At 71.3% G+C, this 23,975-nt stretch carries 21 protein-coding genes; 18 read left to right on the forward strand and 3 right to left on the reverse strand.

Annotated elements, in window-relative coordinates:
• The first annotated feature begins 125 nt into the window (after positions 1–125).
• The 3 genes from ABGB18_RS07835 (at position 126) to ABGB18_RS07845 (ending at position 4,477) form a co-directional block, all read left to right on the forward strand.
• Positions 126–1,268 (forward strand): L-dopachrome tautomerase-related protein, encoded by a 1,143-nt coding sequence (locus tag ABGB18_RS07835; RefSeq protein ID WP_347694692.1) that lies wholly within the window; start codon positions 126–128, stop codon positions 1,266–1,268.
• Between the two features lie 101 nt (positions 1,269–1,369).
• A complete protein-coding gene (locus ABGB18_RS07840; RefSeq protein WP_347694693.1) occupies positions 1,370–3,646 on the forward strand; it encodes a xanthine dehydrogenase family protein molybdopterin-binding subunit in 2,277 nt (758 codons plus the stop codon).
• Positions 3,647–3,742: 96 nt separating this feature from the next.
• Positions 3,743–4,477, forward strand: coding sequence for a class I SAM-dependent methyltransferase (locus ABGB18_RS07845; protein ID WP_347694694.1), 735 nt, complete (start codon positions 3,743–3,745; stop codon positions 4,475–4,477).
• 199 nt (positions 4,478–4,676) lie between these two features.
• Here the strand turns inward: ABGB18_RS07845 and ABGB18_RS07850 are convergent, their stop codons facing one another.
• Positions 4,677–5,840 (reverse strand): peptidase, encoded by a 1,164-nt coding sequence (locus ABGB18_RS07850; RefSeq protein ID WP_347694695.1) that lies wholly within the window; start codon positions 5,838–5,840, stop codon positions 4,677–4,679.
• A gap of 140 nt (positions 5,841–5,980) precedes the next feature.
• Here ABGB18_RS07850 and ABGB18_RS07855 point away from each other — a divergent pair, with 140 nt between their 5' ends.
• The 5 genes from ABGB18_RS07855 to ABGB18_RS07875 all read left to right on the forward strand — a co-directional run bounded on the left by ABGB18_RS07855 (position 5,981) and on the right by ABGB18_RS07875 (position 10,832).
• Positions 5,981–6,670 carry a carbonic anhydrase gene (locus tag ABGB18_RS07855; protein ID WP_347694696.1) on the forward strand — a complete coding sequence of 230 codons (690 nt, stop codon included), beginning with the start codon at positions 5,981–5,983 and terminating at the stop codon, positions 6,668–6,670.
• Positions 6,671–6,917: 247 nt separating this feature from the next.
• Positions 6,918–7,439, forward strand: a complete 522-nt coding sequence (locus tag ABGB18_RS07860) for a SigE family RNA polymerase sigma factor (RefSeq protein ID WP_347694697.1) — start codon at positions 6,918–6,920, stop codon at positions 7,437–7,439.
• A gap of 23 nt (positions 7,440–7,462) precedes the next feature.
• Positions 7,463–8,326: a hypothetical protein gene (locus tag ABGB18_RS07865; RefSeq protein ID WP_347694698.1), complete on the forward strand. Its 864-nt coding sequence runs from the start codon at positions 7,463–7,465 to the stop codon at positions 8,324–8,326.
• 132 nt (positions 8,327–8,458) lie between these two features.
• On the forward strand, positions 8,459–10,159 hold the full coding sequence (locus tag ABGB18_RS07870; protein WP_347694699.1) for a right-handed parallel beta-helix repeat-containing protein: 1,701 nt from the start codon (positions 8,459–8,461) through the stop codon (positions 10,157–10,159).
• Positions 10,152–10,832, forward strand: a complete 681-nt coding sequence (locus ABGB18_RS07875) for a hypothetical protein (protein WP_347694700.1) — start codon at positions 10,152–10,154, stop codon at positions 10,830–10,832. The genes ABGB18_RS07870 and ABGB18_RS07875 overlap by 8 nt, the downstream gene beginning before the upstream one ends.
• 65 nt (positions 10,833–10,897) lie before the next feature.
• On the opposite strand, the gene ABGB18_RS07880 is transcribed toward ABGB18_RS07875, so the two are convergent.
• Positions 10,898–11,404, reverse strand: coding sequence for a hypothetical protein (locus ABGB18_RS07880; RefSeq protein ID WP_347694701.1), 507 nt, complete (start codon positions 11,402–11,404; stop codon positions 10,898–10,900).
• Positions 11,405–11,616: 212 nt separating this feature from the next.
• On the opposite strand from ABGB18_RS07880, the gene ABGB18_RS07885 reads away from it, so the two are divergent.
• From ABGB18_RS07885 to ABGB18_RS07915, 7 genes are all read left to right on the forward strand, one after another.
• Positions 11,617–13,296 (forward strand): metallophosphoesterase family protein, encoded by a 1,680-nt coding sequence (locus ABGB18_RS07885; RefSeq protein WP_347694702.1) that lies wholly within the window; start codon positions 11,617–11,619, stop codon positions 13,294–13,296.
• Positions 13,297–13,457: 161 nt separating this feature from the next.
• Positions 13,458–14,108: a hypothetical protein gene (locus ABGB18_RS07890; RefSeq protein WP_347694703.1), complete on the forward strand. Its 651-nt coding sequence runs from the start codon at positions 13,458–13,460 to the stop codon at positions 14,106–14,108.
• On the forward strand, positions 14,105–14,872 hold the full coding sequence (locus ABGB18_RS07895; protein WP_347694704.1) for a sulfite exporter TauE/SafE family protein: 768 nt from the start codon (positions 14,105–14,107) through the stop codon (positions 14,870–14,872). The genes ABGB18_RS07890 and ABGB18_RS07895 overlap by 4 nt, the downstream gene beginning before the upstream one ends.
• A 199-nt stretch (positions 14,873–15,071) precedes the next feature.
• A complete protein-coding gene (locus ABGB18_RS07900; protein WP_347694705.1) occupies positions 15,072–15,650 on the forward strand; it encodes a dihydrofolate reductase family protein in 579 nt (192 codons plus the stop codon).
• Between the two features lie 91 nt (positions 15,651–15,741).
• Positions 15,742–15,975: an FAD-dependent oxidoreductase gene (locus tag ABGB18_RS07905; protein ID WP_347694706.1), complete on the forward strand. Its 234-nt coding sequence runs from the start codon at positions 15,742–15,744 to the stop codon at positions 15,973–15,975.
• A 344-nt stretch (positions 15,976–16,319) separates the two neighbouring features.
• Positions 16,320–18,170, forward strand: a complete 1,851-nt coding sequence (gene asnB, locus ABGB18_RS07910) for an asparagine synthase (glutamine-hydrolyzing) (RefSeq protein ID WP_347694707.1) — start codon at positions 16,320–16,322, stop codon at positions 18,168–18,170.
• A 469-nt stretch (positions 18,171–18,639) separates the two neighbouring features.
• Positions 18,640–19,743, forward strand: coding sequence for a glycerophosphodiester phosphodiesterase family protein (locus ABGB18_RS07915; RefSeq protein ID WP_347694708.1), 1,104 nt, complete (start codon positions 18,640–18,642; stop codon positions 19,741–19,743).
• Positions 19,744–19,797: 54 nt separating this feature from the next.
• Here ABGB18_RS07915 and ABGB18_RS07920 read toward each other — a convergent pair whose 3' ends face one another.
• Positions 19,798–20,505: a helix-turn-helix domain-containing protein gene (locus ABGB18_RS07920; protein WP_347694709.1), complete on the reverse strand. Its 708-nt coding sequence runs from the start codon at positions 20,503–20,505 to the stop codon at positions 19,798–19,800.
• Between the two features lie 60 nt (positions 20,506–20,565).
• On the opposite strand from ABGB18_RS07920, the gene ABGB18_RS07925 reads away from it, so the two are divergent.
• From ABGB18_RS07925 to ABGB18_RS07935, 3 genes are all read left to right on the forward strand, one after another.
• On the forward strand, positions 20,566–21,402 hold the full coding sequence (locus ABGB18_RS07925; protein ID WP_347694710.1) for a hypothetical protein: 837 nt from the start codon (positions 20,566–20,568) through the stop codon (positions 21,400–21,402).
• A 124-nt stretch (positions 21,403–21,526) separates the two neighbouring features.
• Positions 21,527–23,176, forward strand: a complete 1,650-nt coding sequence (locus ABGB18_RS07930) for a glycosyltransferase (protein ID WP_347694711.1) — start codon at positions 21,527–21,529, stop codon at positions 23,174–23,176.
• A gap of 52 nt (positions 23,177–23,228) precedes the next feature.
• Positions 23,229–23,756, forward strand: coding sequence for a MarR family winged helix-turn-helix transcriptional regulator (locus tag ABGB18_RS07935; protein WP_347694712.1), 528 nt, complete (start codon positions 23,229–23,231; stop codon positions 23,754–23,756).
• The last annotated feature ends 219 nt before the right edge of the window (positions 23,757–23,975 follow it).

The raw sequence follows: 23,975 nt of genomic DNA on the forward strand, positions 1-23,975 counted from the left end.
GGGCGAACTACGGTCAGAGCAGGTGCCGCTTTCGGGCTAATCCGGCAAATCAGTACAGAGCGCGCCCGGATGCCGGGTCCGCGCGGATCGCGGCGGCTGCGTCCGGTGCACCTGGAGGTGATCCCATGGTGCGACTGGTACTCGCGGCGATGGTGTCGCTGGCCATCTCACCGGTGCTGCCACCGGCAGCGGCCGGTCACCGCGCCCCGTCCGTGGACGCGGGCGCCCCGTCACTCGTCACCGCGTTCCGGCTACGCCAGCTGTCGAACGCCGTCACCACCACCCCCGGCGGCAGGACGTTCATCGGCTTCCCGCACATGCAGGGCGAGAACGGGATGAGCGTGGCGGAGGCGGGCGCGGGCAACAGGCTGATCCCGTACCCCGACGCGGCCTGGAACGCCTGGGAGTCCGGCAAGGACCCCCGGCAGGCGTTCGTCCGGGTCAACGCCCTGCGGATCGGGCCGGACGGCAACCTGTGGGTCGTCGACACGGGGATGCCCGGGTTCGGCGAGTCGCTCGTCCCCGGCGGGTCGAAGATCGTGGCGATCGACGTACGCACGGACAAGGTACGCCGCGTCTACTCGCTCGCCCAGGTCAGCCACCCCAGGAGCTACATCAACGACATTCGCTTCCACGGCGACCGCGCCTACATCACCGACGCCGGCGACCCCGGTGCGCTCATCGTGCTCGACCTGGGCACCGGAGCGGCGCGGCGGGTCCTCGAAGGCGCTCCCTCGACGACGGCGCGCCGGACCATCATGGCCGAGGGCAAGCCCATGATCGGCCCGGACGGCAAGCCGGTGCGCATCAACGCCGACCAGCTTGAGGTCTCACCCGACGGCGAATACCTCTACTTCCAGCCGCTGTCCGGCCCGCTCCACCGGGTACGGACCCGCTGGCTGAACGATCCGGCCATGTCGGGGCGGGAGCTGTCCGGCCTGGTCGAGCCCTGGGTGGACACCCCGTCCACCGGCGGCACCGCCATCGACGCCGCCGGGAACATCTACCTCAGCGACGTGGACCACCCGCGCATCCTGCGGATCTCGCCCGACCGGCAGGTCACCACCGTCATCCAGGACCGGCGGCTGCTCTGGCCGGACGCGCTGTGGATCGACGGGACCGGCAACCTGTGGATCCCCATCGCGCAGAACAACCGCCTCGCCCAGTTCCAGGGCGGCCGGTCCCACGTGGTGCTGCCCGCCCACATCTACAAGCTCAAGATCGACGCCCGCCCCGCCCCGAACGACCACGCCGCCGGCGCCGGCTGAGGCGTCCCCGCCCCTGCCAGTACGGGCGTGGGCTCAGCGCAGGGCGCCGAAACGTTGTGCCGGTTTCATGTCTCCTGTCCCGGGCATCCGATTAAGGGGGTGTGCAGACATTGCGGTATATCGGGGTGCCGCTCGCGCGGCGCGAGGATCGCGACCTGGTCACCGGCCACGCGCGCAGGGTCGCCGACCTGGAGGTTCCCGGGACGCTGGAGCTCGCGTTCGTCCGTGGCCCGGTGCCGCACGCCGCGATCCACGGCATCGACGTCGCCGCCGCCCGCGAGCAGCCGGGGGTGGCCGGCGTGTGGTCGGCGGCCGACCTGCCGTACGTCGCCGGCCGGGAGGTGCCGGCCGAGGAGGGCGCGCCGCCGTGGCCGCTGCTCGCCACCGGCCGCGTCCGCTACCCGGGCGAGCCGCTCGCCGTGGTCGCCGCCGACACGCGCGCCCGCGCCGAGGACGCCGCCGAGAGCGTCACCCTGAACCTCGAACCGCTGCCCTTCACCACCGACCCGGTGGCCGCCGCGGCCCCGGACGCGCCCCGCCTGTTCGACGACCGCGGCAACGTCGCCGCCGAGCGCGTCTTCGGCGAGCCCGCCGACGACGTGTTCGCGACCGCCCCGGTGGTCGTCGAGGCCGCATACCGCCAGCAGCTCCTGCTCCCCACGTCCCTGGAGCCGCGCGCCATCCTGGTCGAGCCCGGTCCTTCCGGCGACCTCACCGTCTGGGTCTCCCACCAGGCCCAGCACCGGCTGCGCGGCACGCTGGCCCAGGCGCTCGCCCTCGACCCCGAGCGGATCCGGGTGGTCGTCCCGGCCACCGGAGGGGCGTTCGGCGCCAAGAGCCAGGCCTACCCGGAATACCTGGTGGCCGCCCTGCTCGCGCGCCACCTCGGCCGGCCGGTGCGCTGGTCGGAGGACCGGGCCGAGGCCATGCTCGCCGGCCCGCGCGGCCGCGGCCAGAACCAGCGGGTACGGCTGGCGGCCGACGCCGAGGGCACCTTCCTCGCGTACGAGCTGCTGGTCGACGCCGACATCGGCGCCTACCCGCACATCGGCGCCTTCGTCCCCGTCATGACGGGAGCCATGAGCCCGGGCGCCTACCGCACTCCCCGGGTGCACACGCGGATCCGGTGCGTGCTCACCAACACCGCCCCGACCACGTCCTACCGTGGCGCCGGCCGCCCCGAGGCCGCCTACGCCCTTGAGCGCACCGTGGACCGGCTCGCCCGCCGGCTCGGCCTGGACCCCGCCGAGCTGCGCCGGCGCAACTTCGTCCGCCCCGACCAGTTCCCGTACGTGACGCCGACCGGCCGTACCTACGACTCCGGCGACTACGCCACCGCGCTGGACGACGCGCTGGCCGCCGTCGGCTACGACGAGGTCCGCGCCGAGCAGGCCCGCCGCCGCGAGGAGGGCGGGCCGCCGATCGGCGTGGGCATCGCCACGTACATCGAACGCTCGGGAGGCCCGCCCGACAGCGACGAGTTCGGCAGCGTGGAGGCGTGCCCGGACGGCACGTTCGTGGCCCGCGTCGGCTCCACCTCCACCGGCCAGGGCCACCTCACCGCGTTCGCGCAGGTGGTCGCCTCGACCCTGGACGTGGACATCGACCTCGTACGCGTCATCCAGGGCGACACCCGCGAGGTGCCCTACGGCTTCGCCACCTTCGGCAGCCGCTCCATGCAGGTGGGCGGGGCGGCGCTGTGGCGGGCCGCCGAGACGCTCGTGGCGACCGCCCGCCTCCGGTGCGCCGAGCTGCTCGGCGTGGGGGAGGAGGACGTCTCCTACGCCGAGGGCCACCTGCTCGTCGGGGCGCCCGGCATCCGGGGCCCGCAGGCCGGGCTCGACGCCGGCCCGCTCGCCGGGCTCGGTCTCGGGGAACTGGTCGCCCGCACCGGGCCGCTGCGCTGCGACGAGATCCTCGCCCCGCCGCAGGCGTTCCCGTACGGCGCGCACGTCGCCGTCGTGGAGGTCGATCCGGACCTCGGTTCCGTCCACGTGCGGCAACTGGTGGCCGTGGACGACTACGGGGTGGTGGTCAACCCCATGATCGTCGACGGCCAGGGGTACGGCTCGATCGCCCAGGGCCTCGGGCAGACGCTGTACGAGCAGGCGGTCATCGGCGCCGACGGCCTGCCGTACGCCTCGACCCTGCTGGACTACCTGCTGCCCACCGCCGCCGACATGCCGCCGATCACCCTGCTGGAGACCGTCACGCCCAACCCCAACACCCCCCTCGGGGCCAAGGGCGCGGGCGAGGCCGGCTGCATCGGCATCCCGCCCGCCGTGGTCAACGCCGTGTGCGACGCTCTCGGCACCGACCACATCGACATGCCGCTCACGCCCGCCGCGGTGTGGGCGGCGGCCCGGGAGAGCACGTGAACGGCGTGGAGGCCGGGCAGAAGTTCTGGCGCCGCGTCTGGCAGTCGCAGGACTAGACGCCGACGGCTCCCGGGTGCCCGGAATATCGTTTCCGGCATGGCTGATGAAATCTTCGAGCATCCCCGGCTGGCCGCGATCTACGACGCGCTCGACCCCGACCGGAGCGACCTGGACGCCTACGCCGCCATCGCCGCCGAGTTCGGTGCGCGCAGCGTGCTGGACGTCGGGTGCGGGACCGGCACGTTCGCGCTGATGCTGGCGGAGCGCGGGGTGGAGGTGACGGGCGTGGACCCGGCGGGTGGCTCGCTCGACATCGCGCGGGCCAAGCCCGGGGGCGAGCGGGTGCGCTGGATCCACGGGGACGCGACCGCGCTGCCGCCGCTGCGGGTCGATCTGACGACCATGACGGCGAACGTCGCCCAGGCGATCGTCGAGCCCGCGGCCTGGGCGGGCACCCTGCGCGGGGTCCACGAGGCGTTGCGGCCCGGCGGGCATCTGGTGTTCGAGACGCGGGACCCGGCGCGGCGGGCCTGGCTGGAGTGGAACCGGGAGGCGTCGTACCGGCGGGTGGAGCTCGACGGGGTCGGCGTGGTCCAGACCTGGACCGACCTGCTGGACGTCAGCGAGCCGCTGGTGACGTTCCGCGGGACGTGGGTGTTCGAGGCGGACGGGCAGGTGCTGACCTCGGACTCGACGCTGCGCTTCCGCGGGCGGGAGGAGGTCGAGGCGGAGCTGGTCGCGCACGGCTACGAGGTCGTGGAGGTGCGGGACGCGCCCGACCGGCCCGGTCGGGAGTTCGTGTTCGTGGCGCGGCGGCGGCCGGAGGGGTGACGGGTTCGCGGGCGAGTCGCGGGCTGGATGGGCGTGGGTGGGTGGCGGGCTCAGGTCTGACGGGGCGGGGCGAGACCTCGGCGCCCGTGGCCCGCAGCGCCTCGGCCCGCCGGTCCTCCCGGTGGACGAAGGCGCATACGTGCCGCCACGACCGCGGTGTTCGGCGGGCACTTTTCTTCTCGCGCGCGGCCTCGAGACCTCAGAGGGCGTCGGTGTTCTGCGCGGCCTGGTAGACGGCCATCGCCTCGTCTCCGAAGAACGGGCCGAACATGAAATCGGGGGCGAAGTCGTACTTGAAGCTGTTGACGGAGTTCAGCCAGCCGACGCCGGTGGACTCGTCGAAGCCCTGGAACCACGGGCCGCCGCTGGAACCCCCGGTCATGTCGCAGCGCAGCCCGAGGTCCCTGGTCATGACAGTGTCGTCGAACGCGCGCCCGCTGCAGTAGATCAGCCGCGCACCGTTGAACGGCGCCGCGGCCGGATAGCCGAAGGAGAACATCTGCCGCTGCCGGGGCTGGTTGAACGCCACCCCCTGCCCGCCCACGACGTCGGTCAGCGAGCGCCCCTGCAGCGGCGCGACCACGACGGCGGCGATGTCGAAGTTGATGTCCTCGCGGGCGTTCCACTGCTGCGTGGTCAGCAACGTGGTGGCCGTCCAGGTGCCGAAGGGGGCCCGGCCGTTGTCGAAGCCCGGCACGAACACCCAGTTGCGGTGCGCGGCGCCGTTCAGCTTCACGCAGTGCCCGGCCGTCATCACGACGCTCTCGTTGGCGCTGGTCACGGCCGTGCCGGAGCAGGAGGAGTTGCGGCCGTCCGCGGTGGTGAAGAACACCCGCCCGGCGCTGCGCACGACGGCGCCGCCGTCCGTCCACCGCAGGCCAGGGCTGTTGGGCACCAGCGCCACGTTCTGGGCCGTCCGCGCGGGGGCGGCGGTCCCGTCCTGCGCCGACCATGTCAGGGCGGCGGTCGTGCCGTGGGCCGGTCCCGCCGGGGTGGCGGACGAGCCGCGGAAGCTCCACGAGTCACGTTGCGGGGACGAGCCACGTTGCGGGGACGAGCCATACTGCGGGGACGAGCCACGCTGCGCGAGGGTGCCGCGGGTGGCCCACGGGGTGCCCCGGGTCGGGCCGTCCGACCGGGTGGCGCGGCGCGGCGCGGGCGCCGACAGCGGTCGCGCCGCCTGCATGCGCTGGGACGTCCAGTACCCCAGGACGGTCCTGCGCTCCCCCCAGGAGTCCGCGCCGGCCCAGCCGACGGGCCTGCGGTCCAGGCCGGCGGCGCCGGCCTGGGCGGCGCTCGCGGGAACGAGGGAGCCTGCCACGGCGAGCGCGACGGCGGAGAGCAGGACGACTCTGCGGTGCATTACGTACCTCCCGAAAGGCGGAATCTGCCGTAGAGGGGTACGCACGACGACACCGGTCTTCCTCAAAGCATGCGAATACTGATATGACGCATTGGTCGCATGCCTGAGACGGCGGATACGGCATACTGCATACTGGATCCATGACCGACAAGATCGTTAACCGTCGCACGATCCTCACCACGACCACGCTGGCGGCCGGCGGCCTGCTGTTAGGCGGGGGGACGGCCCACGGCGCCACCGGGCACGCCGCCCGCCCCGCCACCCCCGATGAGGCCTGGGCCGAGCTCAGGAAGGGTAACCGGCGCTGGGCGGCCGACGCCGCCATCCACCCGCACCAGGACGTCGCCAGGCGCGCCGAGGTCTCCCAGAAGCAGAACCCGTACGCGGTCGTCGTGTCGTGCATCGACTCCCGGGTGCCGCCGGAGATCGTCTTCGACGCGGGGATCGGCGACCTGTTCAGTGTGCGCAGCGCCGCCCAGACGCTCGACCCGCTCGTGGCCTGGGCCGTCGAGTACGGCCCGGTCGAGTCGGGCACCCCCCTGATCGTGGTGCTCGGACACCAGCGGTGCGGCGCGGTGACGGCCGCCGCGCACGCGCTGAGCGAGGGCGACAAGCTCCCCGGCGATCTGCAGCGCATCGTCGAAGCCCTCCGCCCCGCCTACAGGCGGGCCCGCGGCGACGTGGACAAGATGATCAGGATCAACACCGCCGACGTCGTGGCCGAGCTGAAGGCCGACAAGCTGCTCGCCCCGCGCATCGCCCGCGGGCGGCTCAAGATCGTGGGCGCGTACTACTCCCTCGACACCGGCCAGGTCACCCGCGTCGTCTGACACCGGCACGAGCGAACCCGCCGCGGCCGGGCGAGGCTGACCGCCTCCCCGGCCATGGCGGCGGTCGGACGGGACGGGTGCGGTCATGGCGGCGGGCCGGACGGCTCATGGGCGGCATGGCGGCCGACCGGACTCACGGCCGCCGGACCGGTCGCCGAAATTTTGATGATTCCTACTGGTTCGCGTCAACCCGTGGTGGAGCTCAGGGCGTGTCAGGGATGGCTTGCGCCGACTGAGAGGAGATCGGGTGGACACGGACTTCGCGGACTTCGTGCGGCGCCGGGGTGACCACCACCTGAAAACGGCTGTCCTGCTCACCGGGGACTGGCACGCGGCCGAGGACCTGGTGCAGTCCTGTCTGGGCAAGCTGTACCGAGTGTGGCCACGGCTGGACACCACCACCGAGCCGGATGCCTACTTACGCCGCATCCTGGTCAACACCTACCGATCCTGGTGGCGTGCCCGGTGGCGCCGCGAGATCCTGCGCGCCGAACTGCCCCAGGCCGCCGATCCCGGCGACCTGGAAGAGGCCGGGGTCGTGGCCGAGGACATCCGCAACGCGCTGGCCAAACTGCCCGCCAGGCAGCGGACGGCCCTGGTGCTGCGGTTCTTCGCCGACCTGCCGGAGGCGGAGGTCGCCGATCTGATGGGCTGTTCGGCCGGGACGGTCAAGACCCACACGCATCGCGGCCTGCGGGCGATGCGGCGGCTGATCTCGCCCGAGGTGCTGGTCAACCGAACGGAGGAAGAAGGGAGTGGGATCAGGTGAGACACCAGAACGAGGAGCCGTCCATGAACGAGCATGAGTTTCGCACCCTACTCATCAAGGCGACCGAGGATCGGCCCGCGGGCATCGACCTCATGTCGGCGACGCCGGCCGCGAGCGGGCGCCGGCCGATCCGGTTCCCGATCGCCGGGCGCGGGTGGCCGGCCTGGGCCCTGGTCCCGATCGCCACGCTGGGCGTGGCCGCCGCGGTGGGCGCCCTGGTGGTGGTCCTGCCCGCCAACCAGTCCTCGGCCGAGGCCCACGTGGACGCCGCGGTCGCGAACACCAGCCGGCAGAGCTACCGCATCCACAGCACCAGCGGGGCCAAGACGTTCGACGGTGCCTTCGACCCGGGGCGCGGAGTCGGGGTCATCACGGAGGCCACCACCAAGTCGGAGACCCGGTTCATCGGCGACCTGATGTACCGCCGTGAGCAGCCCGGGTCGCATTGGGTGGTCGCGCGGCGCGACCAAGCGGTGCTCGAAGACGCGCCGACCGTCATCAAGCTGGTCAAGCTCGCCCCGATGGAACCCGAGGCGGCGCTGGAGCGGCTACGTTCGGCGACCGACGTCCGGGAGGAGCGCTCGATCTCCGGCCAGGGCTGGGATGGGCAGCGGTTCACGTTCGCGCTGGAGGACGGTGGCCGGTCCAACGCCAAGGGCGGCGGCCAGGAGGAGCTGGTGGGCGCCACCGGTTCCGTGGACGTGGACGACGAGGGCCGTGTCCGCCGGCTGGATGTGACCTTCAGCGACGACGGCCACCGCAACGTGATGGATTTCACGGACTTCGGTGCCGAGGTGACGGTCGAGGCGCCGCCCGCCGCCGAGGTGCGGGAGGAGCCGGTCGAGAAGGTGGTCGAGAAGGCGCACCCCAAGCAGAAGGTCCAGTAGCCGGAATTCTGACTCGCACTCGCCTCTGACCTTGTATTTTAGGTTCGAGTAGCACCCTTTACGGCCCCTCGTACGGCGTGTTCTGATCTGTCATGCTAAATCGGTTCAATCGATTGACAGGGATGTGCGAACATGCCGAGACGGGTGATGGGCGTCCTCGCGGTGGCGATGCTGGCGACCGCGGTCACCGCGGCGCCGGCAGCGGCCGCCGCGCCGCGCGAGAACGTCGTGTACGTGTCCCCGGACGGAGAGGCGGGCGCCACGGGCACACTGGCGGACCCGTTGGCCACGGTCGAGCAGGCCCGCGACGCGCTGGCCGGCAGGACGAGCGAGCGGAATCCGGGCACCGTCTACATCCGCGGGGGCGTGTACCAGACGTCCGAGACCATCGCGCTCACCGGCCGGCAGAACTCGTACGTCACCTACGCCGCCTACCCGGGCGAGCAGGCCGAGTTCGCGGGGGTCACCACGCTCGCCCCGGACAAGTTCCGCAAGCTGGGCGACGTCCCGGCGGGCGAGGCCAAGTGGTCGTCGCGGGCGCGCGTGCCGGAGTCGGTGGTCCCGAACGTCTACGTCTATGACCTGGGCGCCGAGGGCATCCCCACCGGGCAGCTCAACAAGAACGGCTTCAACTGGAAACCCCAGCCGTTCGCCCCCGAGCTCATCACCGACGACGCGACCCAGACGCTGGCGCAGTATCCCAACGGCGCCGCGAAGCTGGACAGAGCCGCCGTCACCGTGAAGGAAGCCCCCAAGGGCGCCCGCGACTACTTCTCGGACAAGACCGCCGACGGCACCACCATGCCGTACGAGGACATGCTGGAGCTGCCCGGCCCCGTCTACACCGTCGTGGACCCCGCCGCCGCCGAGCGCTACGCCACCTGGGCCAGGCCCGCCGGCACGCCGGACGGGGAGCTGGACAACACCGCGTACGAGACCGACGGCTGGCTGTCCGGATATTTCGGCAACAACTACGCCAACGACCGCGTACGCATCGACTCCGTCAACCCGGCGGACAAGAGCCTGCACACCAGCTATCCCACGATGTACGTCGCCACCGACAAGTGGACGTCCTTCGTGGCCCAGAACGTGCTGAGCGAGCTGGACACCGAGGGCGAGTATTACATCGACCGCTACAACGGCGACAACACCCTCTACTACTACCCGCCCGGCGGCACGAACGACGGGAAGGAGATCAGCCTCACGTCGTTCGACGCGCCGTTCTTCCAGCTCGAGCACGTCGAGGGAGTGACGCTCAAGGGGCTGAGGCTGAACGGGACCACGGGCACCGGCGTGCGCCTGCTCGACGCCGAGTCGTGCACCCTCGATGGTCTGGAGATCCTCAACGTCAGCATGGACGCGGTCTCGATCGGCGAGGCGAACGACGCGATCACGGCGGTCGCCGAATACCGCACCAGCCGCGGCGGCCACCGCAACAAGGTGATCAACAGCCGGCTGCACGACCTGGGCGGCGGCGGGGTCTTCACCGCCGGCGGCGACCGCGACTCGCTGGAGCGCGGCGACCACGTGGTGGAGCACAACGAGATCTACGACTTCTCCAAGCTCGCCACCTACACCCCGGCGGGCTACATGTACGGCGTCGGCAACACCTTCCGCTACAACCACGTCCACGACGCGCCGCACATGGCCATCCAGGTCATGGGCAACGACATGGTGATCAGCCACAACAGGTTCGAGAACCTCGTGACCAACGCCTCCGACCAGGGGGTCATCTACGCGGGCCGGGACTACACGTACCTGAACAACGAGATCTCCTATCAACCTGTTCAAGGACATCGGCGAGGACGGCAACCAGGCCGTCTACATGGATGACGGAATGTCGGGCATGGTGATCCACCACAATGTCTTCGACAACGCCCAGCACGGCCTGTTCTACAACTCGGGCCACAGCAACGTCGCCTCGGACAACGTGTTCAAGGACGTGACCTACGTCGGGCACGACAAGCTGTACCACGAGGACAGCCTGCCGGTGCCGAACTCGAAGGTCGTGGTCGAGCGCTACAACGACATGCTGAAGGTCGGCGACGGCACCGGTTTCACCAACACCCGCCAGAACGTCGAGAAGTGGTACCGGCGTTACGGCAAACAGTATCCGAACATCCGCGACTGGTACGTCCCGGCCGACTCCAAGGGGCAGATCTGCACGTCCGTCGGCACCACGGAATGCACGCAGTCGCAGGTGTGGGAGAACCCCGACTCCCTCTACGTGCCGTCCCACAACGTGCTGACGCGGTCGGTCAGCATCGCCTCGGGTGGTTTCGCCTACACCGACGACGCCGACGGGGTGAACGTCAAGACGTTCAATCCGGAGTTCGACTCCTACAACGTCAGCCGGAGCACCGCCGCCGAATTCGGCTTCGACCCCGCCACCGGGAAATTCGACGCGCGGACCACTCCGCTGAACACGGCCGACGGCTTCGGCCGGGCATGGGTGCGGGAATGGAACGAGAAATTCACCCTCCAGGGCATCGGCCCGAGAAGCTGATCAGGGCGCCGGCTGAACCGGCCCAAGCCGATCGGCGAGCCGGCCGAACCGGCCCCGGCAAGGGCTCAAGGGGCCGGCAGCACAGACGCGCTGAGCCGGCCGGTGGGGCGGTAGACCGCGCACATCACGTCGCGGTCGCCGTCCGCCCACGTCTCCGCGGTCGGCATGATCGGGTAGTAGTCCAGGTCGTGCCGGCCGCCGCGCCACAACTCGGCGTACCGCTCGCCGCAGCTCCTCCAGGCGAACGCCGCCAGCGCCACCCGGTCGTAGGGGCCGTCGGGCACGTGCGTGAAACCGTACGACTGGTTGTCGGCGCCCTCCGCGCAGGGCGTGTAGACCACGATCCGCTCGCCCGCCCCCGGCGAGTACGTCGGGTCGCTGAAGCACTCGCCGCCCTCGATCAGCAGGATCCCGGCCGTCTCGGCGGTGATGAAGCCCTCGGTCTTCTCCTCCGGCCGCGCGGGCGGCACCACGAACAGGGTGCCGAGCGCGGCGATGGCGGGCAGCAGCCCCCAGCGGCGGATGGCCGGCCGGCGGGTCGCCGTCATCCGCTCACGGTCGCGTCCGCGCATGATCCGCTCACCCCCCGCGCCGCACGATCCGCGCAGAGCGTAGCCGGGGCCCGGGAAACACCGGACCAACAGCGGGTGACCGGCGAATTGACGATCACGAATTCACTTGCAGGACGCGCACCGGTCAGGTGATCGTCAGCGGTGCCTGGCTGAATTCGCTGCGTCCGGCCGCGCTCGCGGGCGGACGAGGCAGCTTCCTCAATGGAGTAGAAGTGAATGAGCCCAGAAAGCCGTGGCCGCTCAGGTCCCGGCAGGCGAAGCTCGCGGCCATCGGTGCCGGCGCGCTCCTCATCGGCGGCTTAGCCATCGGCCCCGCCGCCGTCGGTGCGGCGGCGCCGCCCAAGTACCCCGCCGCCGAGCAGCACAAGCCGTCCCCCGTCCCGGACCGGATGATCCTCATTCCCACCGCCTCCCCGGCCATCAGCCAGCGCGTGTCCTGGCGGGCGGAGGCCACCGCGGACACCGCCCAGGCGGAGATCCTGGTCGCGCCGCGCGCGCTCGGCCAGGTCCAGCCGACCGCGGGTGCGGTGACCAACGTCAAGGCCATCGCCAGCACGCCGGTGAACACCACGCTCGGGTACGCCTCGACGTACCACACGGCCGAGTTCACCGGGCTGCAGCCGGACACCCGCTACACCTACCGCGTCGGCGACGGCACCAACTGGAGCCCGTGGACCGACTTCACCACCGCCGCGGCCGGCTTCGAGCCGTTCTCCTTCATCTACTACGGTGACGCGCAGAACTACATCGACTCCGCGGTGCCGCGCGTCTTCCGCCAGGCGTTCGGTGACCGCCCGCAGGCCAAGGCCATCGTCAACGCCGGAGACCTCATCGACTCCGCCAACAGCGAGGAGCAGTGGGGGCAGTGGTTCCAGGCCGGCGGCTTCATCGACGGCCAGGTCAACAACATCTCCGTCCCGGGCAACCACGAGTACAGCGGCGGCCTGTCCACCTTCTGGCGGCCGCAGTTCCCGTACCCGGACAACGGGCCCGGCAACGCCGAGCTCAAGCAGACCGCCTACACCGTTGACTACCAGGGCGTGCGCTTCATCGGCCTGGACAGCAACGTGCAGAGCAACGCCTCGCTGATGACGGCCCAGACCGCCTGGCTGGAGGGCCTGCTCAAGGACAACCCGAACAAGTGGACCGTGGTGACCTTCCACCACCCCGTCTACTCCACCACCGGCACCCGCAACAACCCGAACGTGCGCGCCCAGTGGGCCCCGCTCTTGGAGAAGTACGGCGTGGACCTCGTCCTCCAGGGCCACGACCACTCCTACGGGCGCGGCAACCAGGTGGCGGCCCGCAAGTCGACGACCGTGCACAACGGCGTCGCGTACGTCGTGTCGGTCTCCGGCGGCAAGATGTACGCGCTCAACAACGGCGAGAACTGGACCGGCAACGGCGCCGAGGTGCGCAGCACCGCCCAGAACACGCAGCTCTACCAGCTCATCGACGTGGCCGAGGACACCATCACGTTCGAGGCCCGCTACGCCAACGGCGAGCACCACGACGGGTTCCTCATCCGCAAGAACGACAAGGGCGAGCGCACCGTCAACGAGATCCGCACCGCCGAGAACACGGTGGGCGAGCAGGTCACCGTGGACAAGACCTCGGTGCGGCGGATGGAGCAGGTCAAGGTCTCGGCCTTCGGGTACGACCCGGGCGAGAAGGTGGCCGTCTGGTGGCGCGAGCAGGACGACGACGCCCGCCACGGTGGCCAAGGCGGCAGGAACGGCACGCTGATCGGCTACGAGAAGGCCGACGAGCTGGGCCGGATCGAGGAGAGCGTGCGCGTGCCGTCCTCCTCGAAGAGGGGCGACACGTACGTGGTCTACCTGGACAGCCGGCACCAGAAGATCACCAGCCCCGCCATCACCGTCACCAGGTAACCCGCTCACCGCGCCGAACGCCTGCGCAAGCAGCCCGGCGAGCCCGGGTCGGCGATCTGCGCGGTGCCGACGCGCCCTGACGGCGCGACCATGTGATCTGCCCGGGGGAGGCCGTGTCCACCCGCACGGTCTTCCCCGGGCTCTCGTACAGGAGCCACCTCGTGATCCTCCCCGTCATCGCACGCGCGTGCGTGCCCCTCGTCGCCGTCGCGCTGGCCGTCGCACCGGTGTCGGCCGCTGCGGCGCATCCGTTCGGGCCGCCGTCCACGGCCAGGATCGGCGCCGAGGGCTCTCGCGTGACCCTCGCCTGGCTGCCCGCCGAGGACGACTGGGTGTCGCTCGGCCGCTCGGTCGGCGCGTTCGAGAGCCCGGCCGCCGGCGTCGACACCACCCTGACCGGCGAGCAGAAGCTGGCCCGATCCGCCGCCGTACGCGACTACCTGCTGGACCGGATCGGGGTGGCCCAGGCCGGGCGGCCCTGCGCGCCCGAGCTGGAGCCGCTGGAACGGCTGGTCGCCGAGGGCGCCCGGTTCAGCTTCGAGTGCGCGCACCCCGTTATGGAGGTCGATGTCAGGATCGCCGCGCTGACGGACCTGCACGAGGCCTACCGCACCGTGCTCACCGCCGAGACGCCCGCCACGCCCGCGCAGACGGTCCTCACCGCGACGGCCGACACCCGGCGCGTGCGCTTCGACGCCACGGCGGCGGGCGGGGTGTCGCTCGCGGTGCCCGCCATCGCGCTGGTGGCCGCGCTCGGTGCGCTGGCCGCACTCCTGGTACGCCGGCGGCGGCACGCGGGCGCGCGCGGATGAACGGCTTCACCGGACCCGAGAACTACCTGGTCGCGCTGTTCGACGGGGCGGGCGTGTTCTGGCTCGCGCTGGTCGTGGCACTGGGGGTGGGCGCGCTGCACGCGGTCGCGCCGGGCCACGGCAAGAGCGTGACGGCGGCCTATCTGATCGGCATCCACGGCCGTTACCGCGACGCGGTTCGCCTGGGGGTGGTGGTCGCGCTCATGCACACGGTGTCGGTGCTCGCGCTCGCGCTGGCCTGGGTGGGCCTGACCAGCGCCGCCGTGGGCACCCAGGCGGTCACGGCGTGGCTGCAGGTGATCGCGGGCGCGGTCGTGATCGCCGTCGGAGCCCACCTGACCTACCGCCACCTCCGCCTCCACAAACCCCACGGGCACGGCGACAGTCACGGGCACGGGCACGGGCACGGGCATTCCCGTGATCAACCGGCTGATCCGTGGTCGCGGCGCGGGCTCACCGCGCTCGCGCTCTCCGGTGGGTTGGTCCCGTCGCCCTCGGCGTTCATCGTGCTCGTCAGCGGCCTGCTCACCGGGCGGGCGGTGGACGCCGTCGTGCTGGTGCTGGCGTTCGGTCTCGGGATGGCCGTCACCCTGACCGCCGTCGGGGTCGTGACCGTGCGCGGGGCCGCGCTGCTGAGCCGCCGTACCCCGGGGCTCCGGCTGGTGCGTGCGGCGGTGGCCTGGACACCCGCGCTGGCGGGCGTCGCCGTGACCATCGGCGGCTGCCTCTACCTGGCCACCGCCGTCACAGCACTGTCCGCGTGAGGGACGGCCACCTGAACCAGCCGCCCTGAACCAGCCGGCCTGGGCCAGCCCGAAAACAGTCGCCCGGAAACAGTCGCCCGGAAATCAGCCGCCGAAAAGTCGTGGAAAGTCGCGACCGCTGTGTCGATTCCGGCCGGCCCCATTGGCCGTACTCGTGAGGGCGCCGACCTCCGGCGCCCCGGAGAACGGAGGAATCGGGATGCGGAAGCTCATGGTGACCACCTTCCTGTCGCTGGACGGCGTCATGCGGGCCCCGGGCGGCCCCGACGAGGACCGCGACGGCGGGTTCGAGCACGGCGGCTGGAGCGCGCCGCACTTCGACGAGCGGCTCATGAAGGTGATGGAGACCCTGATCGAGCGGGGCGAGGCGCTGCTGCTCGGGCGCCGGACGTACGAGATCTTCGCCGGCTCCTGGCCGAACGCCAAGCCCGGCGACGCGATCGGCGCGAAGCTGAACAGCATGCCGAAGTACGTCGCCTCGCGCACGCTCGACAAGGTGACGTGGCAGAACTCGACGCTGCTCACCGGCGCCGTCCCCGAGGCGGTCGCCGAGCTCAAGCGGGGGGAGGGCGGCGAGATCCAGGTGCGCGGCAGCGGCGCCCTCGTCCAGACGCTCGTCGAGCGCGACCTGGTGGACGAGTTCCACCTGGTGGTCTGCCCGGTGCTGCTCGGCTCTGGCAAGCGGCTCTTCGGCGACGGCACGATCCCGGCCGGGCTGGAGCTCGTCGGCAGCACGGCGACAGGCACCGGAGTCGTCGGCGCGGGCGCGGCCGGCTGAGCCGCCGGGTGCGCGCGGCGACGCGCCCGCCCGTACGAGGGTCGTCGACATTCGCCGGACCGCAGTGTGAGCTGTGACGGTGGAGGTGGGGATGACCATGGGGGACGAAGACGAGAGCGACGTCTTCGACGTGATCGTGATGGGCGGGGGGCCGGTCGGGCTGACCGCCGCAAGGCGGGCCGCGCGCGGCGGGCTGTCGGTGGCATTGGTCGAGGAGCGCCTGACAGGCGGTGAGTGCCAGTACTACGCGTGCGTGCCGAGCAAGGCGCTGCTGCGGCCGGTGGAGCTGGCCGCCGAGGTGAGCCGGATGCCGGGGCTGGAGTAGCTCGCGTCGGTGACGTGCAGCCCGTCCTCCAGCCCGTCATCCCGCCCTCCTTGAGGCAATCTTGCCCAAAGTCGTCCATGTTCGTGATGTTCTGTTGGAAGGTGTCCTGTTTCGTGCTGTAGGCGTTCCGTTGCCCAGGCCCGGCCGCTCGATCTCGCGCTTCTCCCGCAGGCCGAGCGGCCGGTATCGGTCGGCTTGTCCCAGAGGCCGTCGAGCGTGCTGATCGGCACCCCGTTGTGCGAGGCCACGCAGATGCGTTCCAGAAAGGGACTTTCGTCACATTGTGGGATGTTTCGTGTTGTTAGGTGATAAACCGGGCAGCCTCACATGACGGGGGGAACAACATGTGTGGAATCTGCGGATGGGTGGACTTCGATCGGGACCTGCGCGAGGAGAGGGCGACGGCGCAGGCCATGACGGACACGATGGCCTGCCGAGGGCCCGACGACGAAGGGCTCTGGGCGGCGCCGCACGCCGCCATCGGCCATCGCAGGCTCGCCATCATCGACCTGGCGGGCGGCCGGCAGCCGATGATCGCCGATGACGACGGCGGCGGACCGGCCGTGCTGACCTACAGCGGCGAGGTCTACAACTTCCAGGAACTACGCGCGGAGCTGACCGGCCGCGGGCACCGCTTCCGGACCCACAGCGACACGGAGGTCGTCCTGCGCGCCTACGTCGAGTGGGGCGCCGACCTGGCGGAACACCTCAACGGCATGTACGCCTTCGCGATCTGGGACGCAGGCCGCGAGGAGCTGCTGCTGGTCCGCGACCGCATGGGCATCAAGCCGCTCTACTACTACCCGACCCCGCACGGCGTACTGTTCGGCTCGGAGCCCAAGGCGATCCTGGCCAACCCGCTCGCCCGCCGGGTGGTCGACGCCGACGGGCTGCGCGAGCTGCTGGCCTTCGTCAAGACTCCCGAGCACGGGATCTTCAAGGGCATGTACGAGGTCCGTCCCGGTCAGCTCGTCCAGGTCGGCCGTGACGGCATCCGCAAGCGCCGCTACTGGCAGTTGCGGTCCCACGAGCACGAGGACGACGCCGATACCACCGTCAAGACGGTGCGCGGCCTGCTGGACGACATCGTCGCCCGCCAGCTCATCAGCGACGTGCCGCTGTGCTCGCTGCTCTCCGGCGGCCTCGACTCCAGCATGATCACCGCACTGGCGGCCAAAGACCTGCGCGAGCAGCATCTCGGCACGGTCCGCTCGTTCTCCGTGGACTTCGTCGGCTACACCGAGCACTTCAAGCCCGACTTCACGCGTTCGACGCCCGACACGCCGTACGTCCACGACCTGGCCACCCACGTCGGCGCTGACCACAGCGACATCGTGCTCGACTCCAAGGAGCTGATGGACCCGGCCGTGCGCGCCGCCGTGCTACACGCCCGCGACCTGCCGATCGGCATCGGTGACATGGACAGCTCGCTTTACCTGCTGTTCAAGGCGATCAGGGAGCACTCCACGGTGGCGCTGTCCGGGGAGTCGGCCGACGAGGTCTTCGGCGGCTACCGGTGGTTCCACGACCCTGAGGCGGTCTCGGCCGACACGTTCCCGTGGCTCGTCGGCGAGAACTTCGCCGACCACACCGGGGCGGAGCTGCTGTTCACGGACGACGCCCAGCGCATGCTGGACATGTCCGGCTACCGGGGCCAGAGCTACCGCCAGGCGCTGGCCGAGGTGCCCACACTGGCCGGCGAGACGGGGCACCAGCGGCGCATGCGGGCGATCAGCTACTTCCACCTGACCCGGTTCGTGCAGATCCTGCTCGACCGCAAGGACCGGATGAGCATGGCCGTCGGGCTGGAGGTCCGGGTGCCGTTCTGCGACCACCGGCTGGTGGAGTACGTCTTCAACGCCCCCTGGGCGCTCAAGACCTTCGACGGGCGGGAGAAGAGCCTGCTGCGCGGGGCCGCCGCGGACCTGCTGCCCGACTCCGTCCTGCACCGGCTCAAGAGCCCGTACCCCTCCACCCAGGACCCGCTGTACGAGCAGGCCCTGCAAGCCGAGGCGCGCAAGCTGCTGGACAGCGGCGAGGCACCCTGCGCCGGTCTGATCGACCCGGCGCGGGCCCGCGCGGTGGTCGATCAACCGGTGGGCGCCACCAGCGCCCTGGCCTCCCGGGCCGCGCTGGAGCGGATGCTGCAACTCGACGCCTGGTTCCGGGATTACGGCGTGCAACTGGCCGCCTGACAGGGCTGGTTCGACCCTGGTCCGGTTGGCCCCCTGGCCGGGGTGGTCGCCCCAGTGTGCCGCCGTCGGAGGTCATGACATGATCCTGGACCGCTTCCAGCTCACCGGTGCCACCGCCACCGGCACGGCGGCCACCACGTAGGAGCGGCTCTGCCGTTCCAGCACCACGCAGGCGACGCCGGCCTGCCGGAGCAGGTTGGCCAGGGTCAGGCCGGCGGGGCCAGCAGCGGCAGCGGGCGGGCGTGCTGGAACACGCCGCCGCCCGCGCCTTCGCCGACCTGATGGCGGGCGGCTGAGCGGCCCGTACTTGCGGCACGCGCGCCGTCGTATGGATGTTGCTCATGCAGTCTTCCCCGGGCGATCAACTGTCGGATATGTCTTAGTCGTCCTGTTTCTCCACTCTTTTCGGTTGTTCCGGGCGGTCCACGTTCGGAGAAACGGCACAACCGAAACAGGGGCGGACGGACAGATGCGTACATGGCACAAGGTCGCGGTGATCGCGACGCTGGGTGGCGTGATCGCCGCGGCACAGGGAACGGCCACGGCGGAAGCCGGCCGCAACCAGGACCACGGCCGCAACCAGGACCACGGTCACGGTGGTGGCAAGCGGACCCTTGACCTGCAGGCCCATCGCGGCGGTATCGGGCTGACGGTGGAGTCCACGATCCCGGCCTTCACCAGGGCGCTCGAACTCGGCGTGAACACCCTGGAGCTGGACATCCAGATCACCGAGGACGGCCAGGCGGTCGTCACCCACGACCGGCAGATCGACGGCCACAAGTGCAAGGACACGGCCCCCGCCGTCGCCGGCGACCCCGAGTACCCCTACGTGGGCAAGTTCATCAACACGCTGAGCGTCAAGCAGATCAGGACCATGGACTGCGGCTCCCAGACGCTCCCGGAGTTCCCGCGCCAGCAGGCCGCCCCGGGCGCCCGCATGCCGCTGCTGACCGAGGTCTTCGACCTGGTCAAGCGTTCCCACGCGAACGACGTGATGATGAACATCGAGACCAAGGTCGAGGCGGGCGCGCCGCAGGAGACCGCGCCGCGCGAGCAGTTCGTGCAGGTCGCGGCCAAGGAGATCCGCAAGGCGGGGATGCTGCGGCAGGTCACCATCCAGAGCTTCGACTGGGGCGCCCTCATGCGGATGCACGAGGTCGAGCCCCGGCTGCCGCTGGTGGCGCTGACCAACCCGCAGTACGACGGCGTCCCGGGCACCGAGGTGTGGCTCGGCGGCCTCGACCTCGACGACTTCGGCGGCGACCCGCTGAAGGCGATCAAGTCCTTCGGTGCCAGCGCGTTCTCCCCGACGCCGGGAACCCCCGAGGCCGCCGGGGTGAACGACCCCGGCTACCGCCCGTACGTGACCAAGCAGCTCGTGGACGAGGCGCACAGCCTGGGCATCAAGGTCATTCCGTGGACCGCTGACGACGCGCCGACGATGAACGCGATGATCGACGCGGGCGTGGACGGCATCATCACCAACTACCCTGACGTGCTGCGCCAGGTCATGGACGCGCGCGGCTACCGGCTGCCCAAGCCCCACCACGTCAAGGGCGGCGGTCACGCCTGACGCCCGGCAGGCGCTGATCCCGGGTCACGTCTGACGCCCGCCGCAGGGCGCTGATCACGGGTCTCGCTGCCCCGCCACCAGGGCCTCGCCGGTCTCCGTGCGCCAGTAGAGCACGGAGCGGCCGGCCCGCCGGCGGCGTACGAGACCGGCGTCGAGCAGCACCTTGAGGTGCCGGCCCACCGACCCCAGCCCTTGACCGGTCAGCGCCACCAACTGGGTCGTGCTCATCGGGCTGTCCAGCAGAACGAGCACGGCCGCCCGGCCGCCCTGGCCCAGCTTCTCCGTCCTGGCGACGATGTCGGCCTCCAGGATCCGGCGGCGCCGCGGCCAGGTGGGCAGCACGGTCTCCCGCCACACCCAGTCGAGCAGGTCGGCGGCGCGTCCGGCCAGGTCGGGGCGGTCCAGCTCGGCGGGGAGCGGCCCGCCGAGGGAGACCTCCAGGTCGGCGTGGACGGTCTCCGGCGGCGTCGCGCGCACGTGCCGCAGCTCCTCCTCGAACGTCGTCTCGGCCGACGGCGCCGGGACGAGGAAGTCGGCGATCCAGTGCCCCGGCAGCGCGGCCCGGACGAGCCGGGTGGTGATCGGGTCGCCGGCCAGCCGCGCGCGGAAGGCGGGCAGGTGGGCGTCGAGCCAGGTCTGCTCGCCGGGATGGGCGGCGCTGCCCCTGCCGAGCAGCAGCAGGCCGGCGGTGGCCTCGGCGAGCGCGGAGATCGTGAAGCGGCCGCGGGCGAGCGTGTCCGCGTTGACCTGCCAGTAGCCCATGGTTTCGCCCCCGCGCGAAACTTTAACAGCCCGCCGCCGGGGCGGGTGAGACTCCCTCGCATGCGCACTTACGGGGATCTTTTCCGCACGCCGGAGTTCACGCCGCTGTTCGCCGTCGCCGCCGTCCAGACGACGGCCTCGACGGTGAGCGGGCTGGCCCTGGGCACGCTCGTCTATTCCGTGACGAACTCGCCGTTCCTGTCGGCGCTGAGCATGTTCGGGCCGTCCGTCGCGCAGATGGTCGGCGCGACGGCGCTGCTGTCGGCGGCCGACCGGCTGCCGCCCCGCGCCGCGCTGACCGTCCTGGGGCTGGCCTTCGCGATCGGCACGGTGGTGCTGGTGATCCCCGGGCTGCCCGGGTGGGCGGTCGTCGCCGTCCTGCTCGGCCTGGGGCTGCTCGCCTCGCTGGGCGGCGGGGTGCGTTTGGGGCTGCTCAACGAGATCCTCCCGGAGCAGGGGTACGTGCTCGGCCGCTCCGTGCTCAACATGTCGACCGGCATCACGCAGATCGCCGGGTTCGCCGCCGGCGGCCTGCTGGTGAACGCCCTCTCGCCGCTGCGCCTGCTGCTCGCGATGCCGTACCTGGTGTTCGCCCTGGATCCCGGGCTGCCGGTCGCGGCGGCGGCCGTCGTCCTCTCCTCGATCGGGTACGCCGCGGGTCTCCCGCTCCAGGAGAGGCTGGTCGCCCTCACCCCGGCCGACGTGCGCGGACACGCCCTGGGACTGCACTCGTCCGGCATGATGACCATGCAGGGGGTGGGGGCGGCGCTGGCCGGTGCCGTGGCCCAGTACACCTCGCCCGCGATGGCGATGGCCGTGATGGCGGTGGCGTCGGTCGCGGTCACGCTGGGCCTGGCGCCGGGGCTGCGGGAGCCGGTCGAAACGGTTCCTGCGTGAATGCTGAGAAGAGTGAGCTGGAGAAATGCCCGTTCCGTGATGGTAAGGGAGGGCGAATTCCCAGGAAAATGGCGTACTGTGGGTCGCCGCCGTCAACCCACGTGTTCGAGGAGCGCGAGCCTCCATGTCAGAAACAGTGCCCTGCGATGGGGGTGAGGTGCGGCGGGTGCGGGGCAACGACTACCGCGTGCTGCAGCCGCTGGAGCAGTTCACCCCGGAGCTGCGGGTCAGCGTGATCATTCCCGCCTACGGGGCCCAGGACAAGCTGGACCTGGTGCTGCAAGGGCTGGCGCGGCAGACGTACCCGCCCGAGCTGACCGAGATCATCGTCGTGGACAACGGCAGCTCGCCTCCGCTCCGGCTGCCCGAGGGCACGACGGCGCGGCTGGTGGTGTGCGAGCGGCCGGGCCGGGCCAGTGCCCGCAACGCCGGGCTCGCCGAGGCCACCGGCGACGTCATCCACTGGCTCGACTCCGACGTGGTGCTGACCCCGGGCGCGGTCGAGGCGCACATGCGCTGGCACCATGCCGCCCCGTACCTCTCCGTCACCGGCTACATGCGCTTCACCGAGGCGCCGCCGCCGGCCGTGCTGCCCGAGGACATGGAGGCGGCGTTCGAGCCCGCCGAGCCGCACGCCTGGCTGGTCGGGCTGGTCGAACGGACCGACGGGCTCACCGTCGACTCGCCGCGCCCGTTCAGCCTGCACGTCGGTGGCTGCACCTCCGTCAGCGCCCGCCTCGTCGAGGCCGCGGGGCCGATGGACGACGACCTGATCCTCGGTCAGGACACCGAGATGGGCTTCCGCCTTTACCAGGCCGGGGCGGTGTTCGTGCCCGAGGAGCGCGCCCGCGCCTACCATCTCGGCCCGACCATGCGCATGCGGGAGCAGAAGCGCATCGACCGGGTCAGCCACGCCTTCGTCGCCGACCGCATCCCCGCCTACCAGTGGCTGCGCACCCACCCGACGCGGCAGTGGAAGGTGCCCAACGTGACCGCCGTCATCGACGGCAGGGCGGGGTACGAGGCGGTGCGCGCCAGCGTGGACGCGCTGCTCGCCGCGACGGTGGTGGACCTGTCCGTGGTCCTGGTCGGCCCGTGGGACACCCTCGACCGCGACCGCCGCGCCCCGCTGAAGGACCCGAACCTCGACCTGGTGCTGACCCAGGGCCACTACGAGTACGAGCCCCGGGTACGCCTGGCGACCACGGAGGAGGTGCACCCGTCGGTGCCGTTCGTGCTGCGGCTGCCGGCGGGCTGGGTACCCGGCGAGGACTCCGTGGCCCGGCTGCTGAACCTGGCCAAGAACGAGGGTCTCGGCCTCATCGGGGTGCTGCTCGACGAGTCGTCCGAGGGGGTGGTGGCGGCCCGGCTCGAACGTGTGTCGTCCTTCGCCCGCGCCCGGCTCGTCGCCCGGCCCGGCGAGGACCTCGACGACGCGGTGGACGACGTCTCGGGGGTGCGGTGGGTCGACGCCGAGACCTACGGCTTCACCGCCGAGCCGGTGGAGCTGATGAGCCGGCGCAGCGCTTACAAGGCCAGGACCGAGGCCTCGGCCGAGGCGTACCGGCTGGCCAGGGAGGCCGAGCGGCTGCGCGGCCAGGTGACCAAGTGGCGCGATGAGGCGGCGCGCTGGCGCAAGAGCGCCGTGGAGCTGCGCCGCGAGGTCGGTACGCTGCGCCGCCAGTTGCACGCCGCCCGCCGGGCCCAGCGGGGCATGCGCGACGTCCTGGCCAGCACCGTGAAGCGCGCTCTGGGCAAGAAACCGTCCGGCTGAGGGCGATGTGTTGTCGCACAGATGATATGTGCGGCGGGGGTATCGTGGCCGTATGACCAGTCAGGCGGCCGCAGGACGACGTGACGAGCAGCCGGTGCGCACCGAGGGCGACTTCGGCTGGCAGCTCGGGGTGCTCCTGAGCACCTATCACAACGCGGTCACGCCCCTGCTCGAATCCGTGCCGCACGGCATGCGCGGCTACCAGGTCCTGTCCACGGCCGTCCACGGCGACCAGCCCACGCAGAGCGCCCTGGCCGCCTTCCTGGGCATCGACCGGACGGTGATGACCTACCTGATCGACGACCTCGTCGAGGCGGAGCTGGTGGAGCGCCGGCAGAGCACCGTCGACCGGCGGGCCCGCAAGATCGTCGTCACGCCGGCGGGCCGGCGGGCGCTCGCCGCGCTGGAGCGGCAGGTGGGCGAGGCTGAGGACGCCCTTCTGGGCGCGCTGGATCCCGCGCAGCGTGCGGTCTTCCGTGACCTGCTGCGAACGGTGGCCTGCCGCGCGCGCAGCATCGAGCCGTCGACCGACCCGTGCATCGCCGCCGAACACCTCCTGGGCGACCCCACCACCCGCTGACCACCCCACCTGAGAACCATCCCGTCCGGGACGAACGACCCCGGGACGAACCATTCCGGGACGAACCATCCCCGTCCGGGGACCGTCATGCCCGGCGTCGAAGGCCGTCCCGTGCGTGCGCGCGGCCCGTGGCAGCGGTGCGGGAATACGCCCCGAATATACGTGGTTTGACAACACATCTCATCTCCATACAGTTTGTGGGACCGCACATTTGAGGGG

The organism is Nonomuraea sp. B12E4 (genome assembly GCF_039871825.1).
In the GTDB taxonomy this organism is placed as follows: Bacteria; Actinomycetota; Actinomycetes; order Streptosporangiales; family Streptosporangiaceae; genus Nonomuraea.

Bases quoted from the DNA above. Each gene is read 5' to 3' on its own strand.
- ABGB18_RS07935 (WP_347694712.1), top strand. From the start codon at position 23,229: ATGACCAGTCAGGCGGCCGCAGGACGACGTGACGAGCAGCCGGTGCGC.
- ABGB18_RS07925 (WP_347694710.1), top strand. From the start codon at position 20,566: ATGCGCACTTACGGGGATCTTTTCCGCACGCCGGAGTTCACGCCGCTG.
- ABGB18_RS07865 (WP_347694698.1), top strand. From the start codon at position 7,463: ATGAACGAGCATGAGTTTCGCACCCTACTCATCAAGGCGACCGAGGAT.
- ABGB18_RS07855 (WP_347694696.1), top strand. From the start codon at position 5,981: ATGACCGACAAGATCGTTAACCGTCGCACGATCCTCACCACGACCACG.
- ABGB18_RS07920 (WP_347694709.1), bottom strand. From the start codon at position 20,505: ATGGGCTACTGGCAGGTCAACGCGGACACGCTCGCCCGCGGCCGCTTC.
- ABGB18_RS07905 (WP_347694706.1), top strand. From the start codon at position 15,742: ATGACCATGGGGGACGAAGACGAGAGCGACGTCTTCGACGTGATCGTG.
- ABGB18_RS07900 (WP_347694705.1), top strand. From the start codon at position 15,072: ATGCGGAAGCTCATGGTGACCACCTTCCTGTCGCTGGACGGCGTCATG.
- ABGB18_RS07835 (WP_347694692.1), top strand. From the start codon at position 126: ATGGTGCGACTGGTACTCGCGGCGATGGTGTCGCTGGCCATCTCACCG.
- ABGB18_RS07875 (WP_347694700.1), top strand. From the start codon at position 10,152: ATGGATGACGGAATGTCGGGCATGGTGATCCACCACAATGTCTTCGAC.
- ABGB18_RS07915 (WP_347694708.1), top strand. From the start codon at position 18,640: ATGCGTACATGGCACAAGGTCGCGGTGATCGCGACGCTGGGTGGCGTG.
- ABGB18_RS07880 (WP_347694701.1), bottom strand. From the start codon at position 11,404: ATGCGCGGACGCGACCGTGAGCGGATGACGGCGACCCGCCGGCCGGCC.
- ABGB18_RS07850 (WP_347694695.1), bottom strand. From the start codon at position 5,840: ATGCACCGCAGAGTCGTCCTGCTCTCCGCCGTCGCGCTCGCCGTGGCA.
- ABGB18_RS07930 (WP_347694711.1), top strand. From the start codon at position 21,527: ATGTCAGAAACAGTGCCCTGCGATGGGGGTGAGGTGCGGCGGGTGCGG.
- asnB (WP_347694707.1), top strand. From the start codon at position 16,320: ATGTGTGGAATCTGCGGATGGGTGGACTTCGATCGGGACCTGCGCGAG.
- ABGB18_RS07870 (WP_347694699.1), top strand. From the start codon at position 8,459: ATGCCGAGACGGGTGATGGGCGTCCTCGCGGTGGCGATGCTGGCGACC.
- ABGB18_RS07845 (WP_347694694.1), top strand. From the start codon at position 3,743: ATGGCTGATGAAATCTTCGAGCATCCCCGGCTGGCCGCGATCTACGAC.
- ABGB18_RS07895 (WP_347694704.1), top strand. From the start codon at position 14,105: ATGAACGGCTTCACCGGACCCGAGAACTACCTGGTCGCGCTGTTCGAC.